At 73.5% G+C, this 15,786-nt stretch carries 11 protein-coding genes; 3 read left to right on the top strand and 8 right to left on the bottom strand.

The window, feature by feature from the left end; all coding sequences use genetic code 11:
* Window positions 1–151: 151 nt before the first annotated feature.
* Window positions 152–1,573, bottom strand: coding sequence for a D-alanyl-D-alanine carboxypeptidase/D-alanyl-D-alanine endopeptidase (gene dacB, locus V6U90_RS11605; protein WP_334434454.1), 1,422 nt, complete (start codon window positions 1,571–1,573; stop codon window positions 152–154).
* 520 nt (window positions 1,574–2,093) lie between these two features.
* Between dacB and V6U90_RS11600 the strand changes: the two genes are divergently transcribed.
* Complete coding sequence (locus V6U90_RS11600; protein ID WP_334434399.1) at window positions 2,094–2,603, top strand: inorganic diphosphatase; 510 nt, start codon at window positions 2,094–2,096, stop codon at window positions 2,601–2,603.
* Window positions 2,604–2,637: 34 nt separating this feature from the next.
* Here the strand turns inward: V6U90_RS11600 and eccD are convergent, their stop codons facing one another.
* The gene (gene eccD / locus V6U90_RS11595) at window positions 2,638–4,041 is read right to left on the bottom strand and encodes a type VII secretion integral membrane protein EccD (protein WP_334434397.1); all 1,404 of its coding nucleotides are present in this window, start codon (window positions 4,039–4,041) and stop codon (window positions 2,638–2,640) included.
* A gap of 118 nt (window positions 4,042–4,159) precedes the next feature.
* Here eccD and eccCa point away from each other — a divergent pair, with 118 nt between their 5' ends.
* Complete coding sequence (gene eccCa / locus V6U90_RS11590) at window positions 4,160–8,188, top strand: type VII secretion protein EccCa (RefSeq protein ID WP_334434395.1); 4,029 nt, start codon at window positions 4,160–4,162, stop codon at window positions 8,186–8,188.
* Between the two features lie 112 nt (window positions 8,189–8,300).
* A complete protein-coding gene (gene mycP / locus V6U90_RS11585; RefSeq protein ID WP_334434393.1) occupies window positions 8,301–9,626 on the top strand; it encodes a type VII secretion-associated serine protease mycosin in 1,326 nt (441 codons plus the stop codon).
* Window positions 9,627–10,214: 588 nt separating this feature from the next.
* Here mycP and V6U90_RS11580 read toward each other — a convergent pair.
* The 6 genes from V6U90_RS11580 to V6U90_RS11555 all read right to left on the bottom strand — a co-directional run bounded on the left by V6U90_RS11580 (window position 10,215) and on the right by V6U90_RS11555 (window position 15,702).
* On the bottom strand, window positions 10,215–11,393 hold the full coding sequence (locus tag V6U90_RS11580) for a MarP family serine protease (RefSeq protein WP_334434391.1): 1,179 nt from the start codon (window positions 11,391–11,393) through the stop codon (window positions 10,215–10,217).
* A gap of 116 nt (window positions 11,394–11,509) precedes the next feature.
* On the bottom strand, window positions 11,510–12,211 hold the full coding sequence (locus tag V6U90_RS11575; RefSeq protein ID WP_334434389.1) for an NUDIX hydrolase: 702 nt from the start codon (window positions 12,209–12,211) through the stop codon (window positions 11,510–11,512).
* Window positions 12,208–12,810, bottom strand: coding sequence for a TlpA family protein disulfide reductase (locus V6U90_RS11570; RefSeq protein ID WP_334434387.1), 603 nt, complete (start codon window positions 12,808–12,810; stop codon window positions 12,208–12,210). Before V6U90_RS11570 ends, V6U90_RS11575 begins: the two co-directional genes overlap by 4 nt.
* Window positions 12,807–13,604 carry an endonuclease III gene (gene nth / locus V6U90_RS11565; protein WP_442933572.1) on the bottom strand — a complete coding sequence of 266 codons (798 nt, stop codon included), beginning with the start codon at window positions 13,602–13,604 and terminating at the stop codon, window positions 12,807–12,809. Before nth ends, V6U90_RS11570 begins: the two co-directional genes overlap by 4 nt.
* Before the next feature lie 102 nt (window positions 13,605–13,706).
* The gene (locus V6U90_RS11560; RefSeq protein WP_334434383.1) at window positions 13,707–14,867 is read right to left on the bottom strand and encodes a CapA family protein; all 1,161 of its coding nucleotides are present in this window, start codon (window positions 14,865–14,867) and stop codon (window positions 13,707–13,709) included.
* 142 nt (window positions 14,868–15,009) lie between these two features.
* Window positions 15,010–15,702, bottom strand: a complete 693-nt coding sequence (locus V6U90_RS11555) for an adenosylcobinamide amidohydrolase (RefSeq protein WP_334434381.1) — start codon at window positions 15,700–15,702, stop codon at window positions 15,010–15,012.
* Window positions 15,703–15,786 lie beyond the last annotated feature (84 nt).

Raw genomic sequence — 15,786 nt, 5'->3', positions numbered from 1 at the left:
ACCGTACCCGGGCCGGAACAGCCCCAACCCCGCTCAGGTGGGGACGTACCCACCCGAAAGGTCGGTCAGCAGCGCCGCAGAACCGGTCGGGGCAGCACAGGAGCGGTCAACGGCACCCGCTGGACCGCTCACTGGCGGGCCGCAGGCGCGGTCAACGGCACCCGCAGCCGGCGAGGGCAGCGCCGATCCGGTCCAGGGCCGGCTGGGCGGTCTCCGATCCGCCGGGCACCCTGTCGGTCAGGACCGCGAACGCGAGCAGCCGCCCGTCGGCCGTGGTGACCAGCCCCGAGATGGCGTGTACGCCGGTGAGGGTACCGGTCTTGGCCCGGACCACCCCGGCCCCGGCGGTGGTGCCGGCCGCCGTGTCGTACCGGCCGGCGAGGGTGCCCGACCAGCCGCCCACCGGCAGGCCGCTGAAGACGCCGGCCAGTTCGGAGCGGCTCCCGTTGCCGGCCAGCACCAGCAGGTCGGTGAGGAGCGAGGGGCTGATCCGGTTCCGGCGGGACAGCCCGCTGCCGTCGGAGAGGGTGAGCTCGTCGGCGGGCAGGCCGAGTTCGGCGACCACGGCGTCCATCGCGGCGGCTGCCCCGGCGTACGACCCGGGCTGGTTGCGGGCGAGCGCGACCTGCCGGGCCAGCGCCTCGGCGATGATGTTGTCGCTGCTGCTGATCATGATGTCGACCAGGCGGACCAGCGGCGGGGACTCGACCCGGCCCAGTTCGGTGCCGGGGGCCGGGGCGGTGCCGGCGGCGGGTGAACCGGCCGGGGCGTCCGGCGCCCCACCCTTCCTGACCTTGGCGGCGGCACCGGAGAGACCGAGCAACCGGGCGAACGCCTGACCGGCGGCGAGGTCGGGATCGGGGAACCGTTCGGCGTACTTCGGCCCGGCCTTCGGATCCCGGCGGGCACCGTCGGTCATCAGGGCGGTCACCGCACCGCCGAAGCCACCGGTGGGGATGTCGGCGTCCCAGCCGGGGCCGTACACCGGACCGGGGAAGAGCGTGGAGTCGACCACGACCGCCGTCGGCGCGGTACCGCCCAGCGCCTGCTTGACCTGTTCGGCCAGCTTGTCCAGTCGGGCGGCCCCGGGGTAGAAGCCGGTGGCGTTGATCGCCAGGGTCGGGTCACCGCCGCCGACGATCACCACCTCACCCGGGTTCTGCCCGGCCACCACCCGGGTCGGGATGCGGTAACCGGGGCCCCGAGCCGCAAGCGCGGTCACCCCGGTCACCAGCTTGGTCACCGAGGCCGGCACGGTGGGCGCGTCGCCGCCGTTGTCGTAGAGCGAGGCACCGGACGGTACGTCGACCACCGAGATGTGCACCCGGTCGCCGAGCGCGGCGGCCCGGACCAGCGGGTCCAGCACTGCGCGTACCCCTTCCGGGGTGGGCGACGGGGCGGCCGCCACCGGCTCGCCGAGCACCGGCGACGGGCTCGGCTCGACCGGCGGCGCGGTCGGCTCCGGTCCGGCGGCCGACCCGCCCAGCCAGCCGTCCACCGGACCGGGCCGGACCACCACCAGGCCGACCGCCGCGACCGCGAGCAGCAGTACCGTCGCCAGCACGGCCAGCAGGCGACCGCGACGCCGGGGCGCCGGGCCGGGCGGCTCAGCCGGCGGAACGGAACGGGCCGGCGGGCCAGGCGGAACGGAGCCAGGAGTCGGGTCGGGTGGAACGGAACCGGCCGGTGGGCTGGGCGGAACGGAACCAGGAGGCGGGCCGGGTGGAACGGCGGCCCGGGCCGAGTAGACCCGACCGGGAGACGCCGGAACCGGCTGCTGCGGCCCGGCCGGTCGCGCGGCCGGCCCCGGCCCCGGCTGCTGGTTGGCCCCGGCGGCGGGTGGTGGCAGCGGGTACGGGCCGCCCGGCTGTTGCCACGGACCGGACCGGCCATTCTCCGGTCCCGCACCGTCCTGCGGGCGGTAGTGTGAATCTTCCCTCCCCACCGGCCCCTCCTCACCATCCGAAAATCCGGCTAGGTGACACTACTTCGGTCCGAACACTATGTGGCGCCCGGAGCCGGTGGAGAGCATTCGCCCGTCCGGTTCCGACACAGGTTCCGTCAGCCAGCGTGGGCAAACGAGGGAGCGTGAGATGGATTTCGACGTTACGGTTGAGATCCCGAAGGGTCACCGGAACAAGTACGAGGTGGACCACGTGACCGGCCGGATCCGGCTGGACCGCACCCTCTTCACCTCCACCCAGTACCCGGCGGACTACGGCTTCATCGAGGGCACCCTGGGCGAGGACGGCGACCCGCTGGACGCGCTCGTGCTGGTACCCGAGCCGACCTTCCCCGGCTGCCTGATCCGGTGCCGCACGATCGGCATGTTCCGGATGACCGACGAGAAGGGTGGCGACGACAAGGTCCTCTGCGTGCCCTACGAGGACCCGCGTCAGGAGCACCTGCGCGACATCCACCACCTGGGCGAGTTCGACCGGCTGGAGATCCAGCACTTCTTCGAGGTCTACAAGGACCTGGAGCCGGGCAAGTCCGTGGAGGGCGCCACCTGGGTCGGTCGGACCGAGGCCGAGGCCGAGATCCGGGCGTCGTACCGGCGCCACCAGGAGTCCCAGGCCTCCGGTGAGGGCTTGCACCACTGACGTTCCTCCCGTGGCGCGGCACGCCCCGGCCCGGTCAGCCGAGCAGGCCCCGGGCCCGGGCGTAGAGACCGAGGACCGCGCAGGCGACGGGGACCACCGAGACCACCAGGGCGGTCTCGGTGAGGTCCGCCGCGCGGGCCAGATACGGCGAGGCCGGCCGGTGCGCGTACGTCGCACCGGCCGCTGTCGTGAGCAGGGCGGTCAGCAGCGCGGCCCCGATCAGCACCAGCCGACCGGTCGGCCCGGTACCGCCGGCCAGGACGGCGCCGAGCAGCACCACCCCGCCCAGCCCGGCGACCAGCAGCGGCACCCGGTGCCGGAGCGCGACGAAGAGCCGGGAACGCAGCAGCAGCGTGGCGGCGCAGACCGCCACCAGCAGTCGGCCGGCGGTGCCGCCCGTCGTGACGAGTACGGCCATGGCGCCCACCGCGAGGACCGCGTGCGCGGTCAGCAGGCCGCTGAGCATCTCCTCGCTGCGCGCCACGGCGGTGAAGACCCGGGCCCGGTCGGGTAGTTCCCGGGCGCCGTCGGACCCGATGTCGGATGTCGTCGTCGGCAGCGCGATCGGTGGCATCGGTACCCGGCCCAGCCGGATCGCCAGCAACGGAACCGCGGCGACCAGCAGGACCAGGGCACAGAGCAGCACTGCTGCCGCACCGGCCGGCGGCAGGACCAGCCCGCCGAGCGCCGCCACCGCACCGAGCAGACCGGTGGTCGCACCGGCGACCAGGATGCGTACCCGGGACGCCACCGCAGCCAGGGCGAAGACGCCGACCAGCAGCAGTGCCACGGATCCGGCGAGCAGTTCGGGCGCACCGATCCAGCGCAGCGGCCCCGGCAGGCCGACCGGGTCGCCGGTGCCGACCAGCAGCGCCCCGCCGACGAAGGCGTACGGCAGGGCGTACCCGGCGAGCGTGGCCCCGGCCAGGGCGTCGCCGTAGGCGCGGGAGGCGAGGGCACCGGCGACGGCGAGCATCCCGGCCACCGCGAGGGCGGGCAGTCCACCACCCCGCTGACCCGGTCCGCCGGCCAGTACGGCGACCAGTCCGACGGCCAGCAGCACCCCCGCGCCGACCAGGGTGGCCATCCGGGTGGCCGGGCCGGACCAGGCGCCGCCCCGGCGCCGGGCGCCGTCGGCGATCGCCTCGACCACGTCGTCGTACTCCAGTTCCGGCCACTGGGCCCGGGCCGGTACGAGATGCAGCACCTCACCGTCCCGGACGCCCTGGGTGAGCAGGGCCTGTGCGGTGGAGAGCACCACACCGTCGGTACGCCGCAGCACCCAGCCGCCGTGCTGTTCCCCGTCGTCGGCCAGCCCGTCGCCGGCGTGCCGTAGCACCTCGGGGAGGAGTTCGGCGAGGGGTGTCTGCTCGGGCAGGGCGACGTCGACCCGGCGGTGCGGTGCGCTGATCGTGACCCGGGCGAGCCCCGTACCCATCGACTCTCCCTCAGAGCGACCGGCAATAGGTCGCTCTATATCAGTGGCGGCTGCGCGGACGACGAAACTTTACCTACCATGAGCCAGGCTCGGGTTACCGAGCGCACTGGGAGGACTCTTGGGTACCGTCGTCATCAAGCGACCACCACGCCGACCGGCACCGGAGATCCCGGTCGGAGAGGTGCCGGTCGAGCCGCCCCCGGAGATCCCGGCGGTGACCGGGGGCCGGTGGCAGCAGGCACTGATGTTGCTGCCGATGCTCGGTGGCTCGGTGGCGATGGCGATGATGTTCGGCCGGGGCGGCGGGGCCTACTCCTACGTGGTCGGTGCCATGTTCGGGCTCTCCTCGCTGGCCATGCTGGTCACCTCCTGGGGCAGTGCCTCCGGTTCGCCGAACAAGTCGGAGCTGATGGCCGCCCGGCGTGAGTACCTCCGGCACCTGGCCACCCTGCGTCGGCGGGTACGCACCACCGCCGACCGGCAACGGGCCGCGCTCTTCTACCGGCACCCCGACCCGGCCCGGCTCTGGTCGACCGTGGACAGCCACCGGGTCTGGGAACGCCGTCCCCGCGATCCGGACTTCGCGGTGGTCCGGGTCGGGCTCGGTCCGCAGACCCTGGCCACCCCGCTGGTTCCGCCGGTCACCCGACCGCTGGAGGACCTGGAGCCGATGACCGCCGGTGCGCTCCGGCGCTTCCTGGACGCGTACGCGGTGGTGCCGGACCTGCCGGTGGCCCTGTCGCTGCGCAGCTTCGCCCGGGTCTTCGTCCGATCGGTGCCGGTCGGCGACCCGGGCGGCGCGCCGATGGCAACGACGGCCGGACCGGTCATGGTGACCACGACCGCCGGACCGGTCACGGCAACGACCGGGCCCGCAGAGGCGCAGGCGCTGGCCCGCGCGGCGCTGACCCAGCTGGCCGTCTTCCACGCCCCGGAGGAGCTGCTGATCGCGGTCTGCGCCGGCCCGGAGCGCCGGGCGGTCTGGGAGTGGGTCAAGTGGCTGCCGCACGCCCAGCATCCCACCCGGACCGACGCGCTCGGCCCGGCCCGGCTGGTCGCCAGCTCCGCCGTGGAGCTGGAACGGCTGCTCGACGACGTCCTGGCCAGCCGGTCCCGGTTCAGTCCGGCCGGCCCGGCCACCGACGGCCCGCACCTGGTGGTGGTCCTGGACGGCGGCGACCTGACCGGCTCGACCACGCTGGGCGGTGAGGGCGGCATCGATGCGGTCACCGTCATCGACCTGGACAGTCCGCCGCCCCGATCACCCGACCGGGCCACCCTGCTGTTGGAGCTGCACGCCGGCCGGCTGGTCAGCACGACCGCCGACGGCCGCGCGGAGGTGGGAACGGCGGACCGGCTCGACGTCACCGAGGCAGAGGCGGTGGCCCGCCGACTGGCGCCGCTGCGGCTCGCCGCCACCGGCCAGGGGCCGGATACGCCGCTCCGGGCCGAGCCGGGGCTACCGGAGCTGCTCGGCTTCGGCGACCCGGAGAACTGGGGCACCGAGCAGGGCTGGGCGCCCCGACCGGACCGGGACCGGCTGCGGGTACCCATCGGGGTCGGGGTCGACGGGGGCGCCATCGAGCTGGACCTCAAGGAGTCGGCGCAGGACGGCATGGGTCCGCACGGGCTGCTCATCGGCGCGACCGGGTCCGGCAAGTCCGAACTGCTGCGTACGCTGGTCCTCGGGCTCGCCGCGACGCACAGCTCGGCGGCGCTCAACTTCGTCCTGGTCGACTACAAGGGCGGGGCGACGTTCGCCACCCTGGACCGGCTGCCGCACACCGCCGCGATGATCACCAACCTGGCCAACGAGCTGCCGCTGGTCGACCGGATGGTCGACGCGATCAACGGGGAACTGGTCCGCCGGCAGGAGCTGCTCCGCCGCTCGGGCAACTTCGCCAGCCTCCGGGACTACGCGCGGGCCCGGGCCGGTGGGGTGGCCCTCGCCCCGCTGCCGTCCCTGCTGATCGTCTGCGACGAGTTCTCCGAACTGCTCGCCGCCAAGCCGGACTTCATCGAGCTCTTCGTGCAGATCGGCCGGCTCGGCCGGTCCCTCGGGGTACACCTGCTGCTGGCCTCCCAGCGGCTGGAGGAGGGCCGGCTGCGGGGCCTGGACACCCACCTGTCGTACCGGGTCGGTCTGCGCACCTTCTCCGCCCTGGAGTCCCGGGCGGTGCTCGGCGTGCCGGACGCCTACGAACTGCCCCGCTCCCCCGGGCACGGTTACCTGCGGTTCGGCAACGAGCCACTGGTCCGGTTCAAGGCGGCGTACGTCTCCGGGCCGGTCCGCCGGCACGGCCGCTCCGGCCCGGACGGCCCGGCCCCGGGTACGCCCCGACTGCTCGCCTTCTCCACGCACTTCGTGCCGGTACCAGAGGCACCGCAGCCGGTGGAGGCGACCGCCGCGGACGAGCCGGCCGCCGGGTCGCTGCTCGACGTGCTGGTGGACCGGATCGCCGGGCAGGGGCCGCCCGCGCACCGGGTGTGGCTGCCACCGCTGGGTGATCCACCAGCCCTGGACGACCTGCTCGGGCCGGTCGGCGCCGACCCGGTGCGGGGGCTCGGGGTCGGCAACCCCGAGTTGCACGGCGCGTTGCAGGTGCCGGTCGCCCTGGTCGACAAGCCCTTCGAGCAGCGGCGGGACCTGCTCTGGCTGGCCCTGGACGGCGCGGCCGGACACGTGGCGGTGGTCGGTGGGCCGCAGAGCGGGAAGTCGGGTCTGCTGCGCACCCTGATCTGTGCCCTGGCGCTCACCCACACCCCGGCCGAGGTACAGGTCTACTGCCTCGACTTCGGTGGCGGCTCGTTGACCGGGCTGCGCGATCTGCCGCATGTCGGTGGGGTCGCCGGCCGGGCCGACACCACCGCGGTACGCCGTACCGTCGGGGAACTGACCGCCCTGCTCGCCGACCGGGAGCGCCGGTTCGCCGGGGCGGGCGTCGAGTCGATGGCCGACTACCGGCGCCGGCGGGCCTCGGCGCTGGCCACCGGCCAGCCCTCCGGCGACCCGTTCGGCGACGTGTTCCTCGTGGTGGACGGCTGGTCGACGCTGCGCGGCGAGTACGACGACCTGGAACCGGCGATCACCGATCTGGCCACCCGGGGCCTGTCCTACGGCGTGCACGTGGTGGCTGCGGCCACCCGGTGGATGGACTTCCGGCCGGCGATCCGGGACCTGTTCGGCTCCCGGGTAGAGCTGCGGCTCGGCGACCCCACCGACTCGGTGGTGTCCCGCCGGGCGGCGGCGAACGTGCCGGACAAGACCCCCGGGCGGGGCGTCACCGGGGAGAGTCTGCATTTCCTGACCGCACAGCCCCGGCTGGCGGGTGGCGAACCGGCGGATCTGGTCAAGGCGGTCGCCGGGGCCTGGTCGGGACCGCCCGCTCCTCGGGTGCGGCTGCTCCCGCCGGTGCTCGCGTACGCCGACCTGGACCGCTCGGGGAGCACCGGCCTGCGGCTGCCGGTCGGCATCGCCGAGTCGGACCTGCGGCCGGTGGTCCTCGACTTCGCCACCGAGCCGCACTTCGTGCTCTTCGGTGACGCCGAGTGCGGCAAGTCGTCGTTCCTGCGTGCCCTCGCCACCACGATCGGCCAGCGGTTCGCGCCGGAGCAGGCCCGGGTGATCCTGGTCGACTACCGGCGCAGCCTGCTCGGGGCGATCCAGAGCGAACACCTGATCGGCTACGGTACGGCGGCCAGCGCGACCGCCGACCTGATCGAGAGCGCCGCGGGCTACCTGCAACGGCGGATCGCCGGTCCTGATGTCACGCCCCAGCAGTTGCGGGACCGGTCATGGTGGACCGGGCCGGAACTGTTCATCCTGGTGGACGACTACGACCTGGTGGCCACCGGACCGACCAACCCGCTGCGACCGCTGGAGGAGTACCTGCCGCAGGCCCGGGACGTGGGGCTGCACCTGGTGCTGGTCCGGCGGGCCGGCGGCGCCGCCCGGGGGCTGTTCGAACCGGTCATGCAACGCTTGCACGAACTCTCCACGGCCGGGCTGGTGATGGCCGGCAAGCCCGAGGAGGGGCCGCTGGTGGGACCGGTCCGACCGGGTCCGCTGCCGCCGGGCCGGGGCCGGTTGGTCACCCGCGCCGAGGGGGTACGCCTCGTGCAGCTGGCGTACCTGCCGCCGTCATGAGGCGTCACCAGGTCGGACCGGTGGGAAACCTCGCTGAACGAGTATCCAAGGAACACTCCGAAGCGGACCGGAAAACGGGTAACCTCCGATCGTCATGTGTCCGCCCGGGTGAATGGCTGAAGGTGTGACTGGGCTACGGCTGGGGCGTCGCGTCGTCCGGCGGTTCGCCGCCACGACGGCGTTCGTCGTGGTCGTGACCGGCGGGGTGGCGGTGGCGACGACCGGGACCACACCGGACTTTTCCGGTGCCGTCCCCGGCAGCCCGCACGCTGCTGTGCCCACCGTCGACCGGCCAGAGGGCGGCGCGTCCGCCTCGCCGGGCCAGCCGGCGGGTCGTCCACTCGACCTCCCGGTCCGGGCCGACGCGATCCGGGACGAGCAGTGGCAGTTGCGCGAACTCCGGGCCGAAGCCGCCTGGCAGGTCTCCACCGGTCGTGGCGTGACGGTCGCGGTGATCGATTCCGGGGTGGACGCGAGTCACCCCGATCTCGCCGGGCAGGTGCTCCCCGGCCTCGACCTGGTCGCCGGCAGCGGTAACGGGCAGCACGACCCGGTCGGGCACGGCACGACGGTGGCCACCCTGATCGCCGGGCACCGCGACGACCCGAACGGCGCGGTGGGGCTCGCACCGGACGCCCGGATCCTGCCGGTCCGGGTCCTCGACGCGGAGAACCGGTACGACGACGCGCTCATCGTCGCCAGGGGGGTGCGGTGGGCGGTCGACAACGGAGCCCGGGTCATCAACCTCTCCCTGGGCGGCAACGGCGACAGCCCGGCCCTGGCGGCGGCACTCGACTACGCGTTCGCCCGGGACGTCGTGGTGGTCGCCTGCACCGGCAACGTCGCTGCTTCGATGGGCACCGAGGTCTGGTACCCGGCCCGGGAGCCGGGGGTGATCGCGGTGGCCGGCCTGGAACGGGAGAGCGACGCGCTCTGGACGGGATCGGTCACCGGTCCGCAGACCGTCCTCACGGCACCGGCGACCGGGTTGGTCAGTGCCCGCCCCGGCGGCTTCTGGCGGGTACAGGGCACCAGCTTCGCGGCGCCCCTGGTGGCGGCCTCCGCCGCGCTGGTACGGGCCCGCTGGCCGCAGATGCCGGCCGGTGACGTGGTGAACCGGCTCCTGACCACGGCCCGTGACCTCGGTCCGGCCGGCCGGGACAACCGGTTCGGCTACGGCCTGGTCGATCCGGTCGCCGCGCTCAACGGCGAGGTGTCCCAGATCGGGCGCAATCCCCTCGACGACCAGAGCTCGCCCGGGGTGGCGGGTTTCGGCTCCGCGCCGAAGGTGGCGGGCAAGGTACCGGCTGCGGACACCTCCGCACGGCCGGACCTGCCGGACTCCACCGGCCCGGCGTCCCCGGGTACCGGCACCCGGCCGGCGACCCGGCCGACGCTGGGCAACGGCAGGTCACTTCCGGCCGACATGCGACCGTGACGGTCCGCCCCACCAGGACCGGACCGGCCGCGCCGTCTGCGGGTCCGCTCGGTCGGGGAGCACCGCTCACCGGGTCCGCTCAGCTCAGGGCCGGCGCCTGCCGGGCGGCTCGCATCCCCGACTCGGCAGCGCCGTCGATGCAGCCGATCCAGCCGCTTCACCTGGCCGGATCGCAGACCACGACCCCCTCGATCCACTCCGTTCTCAGGAAATCGGGCTATCGGATCGGGGCTGACACCGCGGCTACCAGGAAATCGAGTGGATCATAGAGCGGTGGTCGAGGCCGATCAGGGCCGAAGCGGGTGTGTCCGGTGTCATGTCGGCGGGACAGTCGACCCTCGTGTGCTGGCGCAGACGGTGCAGCTCGACAGGCGGCAAGTCAGAGGTCTGCTGCGGCTGTCGACCGGGCGATACCGGATCGTCCCCCGCCACGGACCGCCCCACCGCACCGATCACCGCTTGACGAAACCCATAGGGACACCCCCGGGCCCGTAGTTCCCGGACAGCGTTGACACCGGCGAAGCCGGCTCCCACGACACAGGTGGGCGGGGAGGTACGGGTACCAAAACCAGGGGGCGGGCTCGCGGGTCAGGTGCAGTTGCCGGTACCGACGGCGCGGGTGCGTTCCACGCCGGCCATCGCGACCGGTCGCGCCTCGGCGGCGGTCACCGCGAAGCCGGTGTTCGGGTCGTCGGCCGCCGCTGCGAAGATCACGCCGAGCACCAGCCCGTTCGGGGCGACCAGCGGACCGCCGCTGTTGCCGCTGCGCACCCAGGCCCGGATGGTGTAGACCTCGCGGGTCACGTCGCCCGCCTCGTAGATGTCCGGCCCGGTGATCCGGTCCACGTCCCGGATCCGGGCCGACTGGGCGTTGTACGGCCCGTCCAGCGGGAAGCCGAGGACGATGGCGTCCGCCCCGGTCGGCGCCGGCCCGGCCGCGAACCGCATCGACGGCCCCGGCAGGTCTGGTACGTGGAGCACGGCCAGGTCGCGGTCCGGGTCGTAGACCACCACCCGACCGTCGTACCGCTCGCCGTCCAGCTCCACCGACACGCTCCGGGTACCTGCCACCACGTGGGCGTTGGTCATCACCCGGTCGTCGGCGTACACGAACCCGGAGCCCTCGATCCGGCGCGAGCAGCTCGGCGCGGAGCCGAGCACCTTGACCACGGACCGCTGCCCGTTGGCGACCACCGGCGAGCCGGCGAGTGCCGGGTCGGGCGGCTCGACCTGGCGGGCCCGGGTCGGGGCGAGGTCGCCGAACACGTCCGGGAAGCCGTTGGTGTCCACGGCGTCGCGCAGTGCCGTGGAGAGCTGCTGGGCCTGGTCCGGCAGCACCCGGTCGACGACGGTGAGCAGTGCGCTGTTCCGGACCGAACTCGCCAGCCAGGGCAGTGAGGACGAGCCGAGCGGTACGGCCACCAGCCAGGCGACGAGCAGCACGGCGAAGAGGGAGACGAAGGCGCCACCGATGTCGTCGGCCTTACGGGCGGCGCGACTGGTGATCGCGTGCCGCAGATGGGAGCCGACCCAGCCGGCGAGCGCCTGGCCGAGCACCGCCAGTCCGAAGATGGCGATGAGTGCGACGACCACTCGCATCGCGCCGCTGCTGAACTGCTCGGCGAGCAGCGGACCGAGTTGCAGGCCGATCAGCGCGCCGAGAAAGAACCCGGTGAACGACAGCACCCCGATGACGAAGCCCTGCCGGTAGCCGCTGATCGCGAACACCAGCATGAGCAGGAGCAGAATGACATCCACCGCGGACACCTGTCCAGCCTACGGGGAGCCGGCCCGGTCGGGGCCGCGCCGACCCGAGGGCGGCCGGCCGTCGGTTCCGGCCGGCTCCCGGTTCCGGCCGGCTCCCGGTTCCCGGCAGGTGACGTTCAGGGTAGGGGGCCGGTCATCTCGTCGGCCGGATCGGTGCCGGCCGACGGGGCCGGGGCGGCACCGGGCGGCGGCAGGTCGATCACCCGGTCACGCGGCCAGGGCCGGGCCCAGTCGCCCATCTCCAGCAGGGCGGCGAGCACCCCGGCGGTGAAGCCCCAGACCAGCATCCCCCGGGCGGAGAACGCCGGCCCGATCCAGCCACTGGGATGCCGTACCCGCATCCGGTTCTCCGGGTCGACCAGTTCGGCGATCGGCAGCCGGGCCACGTGGGCCACCTCGGCCGGTTCCCTCGGGTGGACCGGGTGCGGCCGGTGCCACCAGCCGAGCACCGGGGTGACCACGAAGTCGCTCACCGGGATCCAGAGCTTCGGCAGTTCGGCAAGGACGGTGACGGTGGACGGGTCCAGGTCCACCTCCTCGTTGGCCTCTCGCAACGCGGTGGCTGCGGCATCCACGTCGGTCGGGTCGGCCGCACCGCCGGGAAAGGCCGGCTGGCCGGCGTGGTTACGCAGGGTGGCGGCCCGCTGGAGCATGAGCACGTCCGGGCCGGTACCGTCCTGCTCGCCGAGCAGGACCAGCACAGCGCTCTCCCGGCCACCGCTGGTCGGGGTGGTCAGCCGGGTGAAGTCCTCGGCGCGGGCGGAGCCCACCCGGGTGAGCAGCGGCTGGAACCACTGCGGCGGTCGTTGATCGGTCACCCGGGCACCACCCCGAGATGCTGCCGGACCAGGCCGGTGAGCGTGGCGTCGTCCAGTGCGCCCGAGCTGTCGAGGTGTCTGAGCCGGCCCTGCCCGTCGACGAACAGAGTCAACGGGAGGGCGTTGCGGCCGAGCTGCCGGGAAAGCTGTTCCTCTGGATCGGCAAGGGTCGGGAAGGTCAGCCCGAAGTCCAGCCCGATCGACCGGGCCGCCTCGCGGCCGTCCCGGCTGTTGACCCCGACCACGTGCAGTGTCCCGGCGGAGCGCTCGGCCAGCCGCTGGAAGGCGGGCAGCTCCCTACGGCAGGGTGCGCACCAGGAGGCCCAGAGGTTGACCACCGCCGGACCGGACAGCCCGTCCAGGGCGACGGCTGCGCCGTCGGTGAAGCAGGGCAGGGCCAGGTCCGGCAGGGTGGCGGGCACCCCGGGCGGCGGGTTTCCGGTGGGGTCGACCGGTACCCCGGTGGCCGGGGCGGCGGTCAGCGCGGCACAGTCGGCGAAGGGCGGCGGGCCGGACGGCTCCGACTGCGGGTCATCCGTGGTGCAGGCGGCGGTGGCCAGCAGCAGCGGCAGGAGCAGGGCGAGGAACCGGCGGGTCATGGCACCTCCGCAACGACCGCCTGGGTGGGTACCAGCCCGGGGTCGACGCCGGCCGCCGCGGCCAGGTCCCGCGCCCGGGGGCCCTTGAGTAGCTTGACCGCCACCGCCGGTTCGGTCGGTCCGGTGCCGTACGACGGGCAGAGTGCCGCCAGGGTGCAGGCGCCACAGGCGGGCTTGCGGGCGTGGCAGACGCGCCGCCCGTGGAAGATGATCCGATGTGACAGCATCGTCCAGTCGCGCTTCTCGAAGAGCGCGCCGATCGCGTGCTCGATCTTGACGGGGTCGGTCTCGGTGGTCCAGCCCCACCGGCGGACGAGTCGCTGGAAGTGGGTGTCGACGGTGATGCCCGGGACGTCGAAAGCGTTGCCGAGGATCACGTTCGCCGTCTTGCGACCGATGCCGGGCAGGGTGACCAGGTCCGCGAGCCGGCCGGGGACCTGGCCGTCGTACCGCTCGACCAGGGCCCGCCCCAGCTTGATCAACGAGTCGGTCTTGTTACGGAAGAACCCGGTCGGCCGGATCAGCTCCTCCAACTCGGTCCGGTCCGCCCCGGCGTAGTCGGCGGCGGTCGGATAGCGGGCGAAGAGCTTCGGCGTGACCTCGTTGACCCTCTTGTCCGTGCACTGGGCGGACAGGATGGTGGCGACCGCGAGTTCCAGCGGGTTGGCGTGGTCCAGCTCGCAGTGCGCGTCGGGGTGTGTCTCGGTGAGCAGTCGGCCGATGCGGCGGGCCCGCCGCTTGCGACCAAGCTCGGTCTCGGAGGGGCGGAGGGAGGTAGCGGTCACGCCGGCCAGCCTACGTCGGTCCGGTGACGTTCCAACGACGCCGGCCGACCGCCCGACCGTCCGTGTCCGCCCGGGGCGGGGTCCGTTCGACGGTACGGCCGGAAGCCCGGATCAGCCCGCGTCGGGCGGGGAGATTTTCCCGTCGCCGGTGAAGACCGCGCCGGTCTTCGGGAAGTCGGATTTGGTCAACTGCCGGGCCAGGCCGAGGCCGCGGTTGTCCGGGTCCATGGTCGGCTTGCCGATCCCGTTCATGTACGTGGAGATGAACTCCCCACCGGCCCAGCTACCGTCCGGGTTGAGGGACACCTTGAGCACGCCACCCCAGCCCAGCCGGCCGGTGTTGCTGAGCGAGTTGCCGCCACCGGCGAAGTTGCCGAGGCTGTAGGCGATCAGCCGGCCCTGGTAGAACTCGAAGCCGCGCAGGACGTGCGGGCCGTGCCCGACGATCAGGTCGGCGCCGGCGTCGATCATCGCCCGGGAGAACTTCATCGGGTCACCCCGGTTCTCGCCGAGGAACATCTCGGTGCCCGGTTTGACCCGGGTCTTCTCCGACCCCTCGCCGCCCATGTGCACCTGCACGACAACCAGGTCGGCCATGGTCGCGGCCTTCGCCACCACCTGCTCGGCCTCAGCGATGTCGGTCAGGCTGTTGGACCAGACGTACGAGGAGAAACCGGCCACCGCCACCTTCACGCCCTCGACGTCGATTACGGTGATCTGGTCCGGGGCGCCGGTGTGCTTGAGTCCGTACTTCTCCAGCGCCTTCTGGGTGTTCTTGTAACCGACCGGCCCGTAGTCGTACCCGTGGTTGTTGGCCTGGTTGAGCAGCTCGAACCCGGCGTCGCGCAGGTGCGCGGCGTACGACGGCGGGGCGCGGAACTGGAAGCACCGGGTGGAGTTGGCACCGCACTTGCCGGTACCGGTGTCGTCGGTGAGCGGCTCTTCGAGGTTGCCCATCACCAGGTCGGCGGCGAGCGCCTCCTTCACCGAGTCGAAGAAGCCCTTACCGCCGTTGGGCGGCAGCCGACCGGGGGCGTTGCCCATGATGATGTCCCCGGTGGCGGACATCGAGATCGCCCGGCCGCCCGGTGCCGTGGTGCCCGGTCCGCTCGGCGTGCCCGAGGGTGCCCCGGAGGCGGGCGCGGGTGCGGCGGTGGAGCCACCCGGCTGCCAGCTCGGGTCGTCGGTGGCCGGTGAGCAGCCGACCAGCACGGCGAGCAGCGCGCCGAGCGCGAGCGCGAGGGGGCCACGGGAGCGGGACGAGGCGTACATCGACCGCGACCCTACCGGGCACCCGCCATCCGCGACGACCGCCGAACGGCCGAGACGGACATCTGTCAGCCGCCCGCCGACCGGTTCACCGGCCGCCCGCTCGGACCACCGGTTCACCGGCCTTACCGCTCGGACCACCGGTTCACGGTTCTCGCCGCTCGGACCACGGGACGACGGGGGCGGCGCCGCCGGCCAGGACGGCGGCGTGTACGGCGCGGGCCAGCGGCGCCCCCCACCGGGACCGGGGGCCGCCGTACGCCGACACCGGCCCGTCGGCCGGGCAACAGATGGTGACCGAGTCGGTCGGGGTACCGGTGGCATCGAGGCCGAGGTCCGCGAGCGCCTGCGCCTTTGCCTCGGTCGCCGTGGCGACCGCGTTGACCAGGGCCGCGTCGCTGAGCCGGGCGGGCACGAAGGCAACGATGTTGACGGTACCGACCCGCTCGGGCGCCGGCCCGGCCGGCGACAATCCGGGAACCTCGGCGTCGAGGGACGGTTCGGCGGCCCGGATCGGGGTACCCAGCCCCACCGTGGCCCAGACCCGCACACCCGCGTCGACGCGACGGACGACCTCGGCCACGTCGACCCCGGTCAGCAGACCCACCCCGGGACCGGCGAGGCCCAGGCGGTCGGCGAGTTCGGCGAGATGGGCGTCGGGGTCGTCGCGGTGGTACGACATCGGCACGGTCGCGTTGATCAACCAGTTCCGGGGGCCGATGCCACCACCCAACGGACCGGAACTGATCATCAGAAGGGGGCGTTCGGCCCGCCAGCAGAGCAGGGGGATGTCACGATCGTTCTCGACCCGGGTGGTCAGGAAGGGCTCGGTCAGCACCCGGCGACCCTACGACCTGCGGACGTACCCGGGTGGTGCGGACCGGGCGGAGGTGGGCAATGATAACGGGCGACGAGGTCAGGA

Source organism: Micromonospora sp. CPCC 206060, assembly GCF_036906895.1.
Taxonomy (GTDB): domain Bacteria; phylum Actinomycetota; class Actinomycetes; order Mycobacteriales; family Micromonosporaceae; genus Micromonospora.
This window is presented reverse-complemented; position numbering and strand designations above follow the sequence as displayed.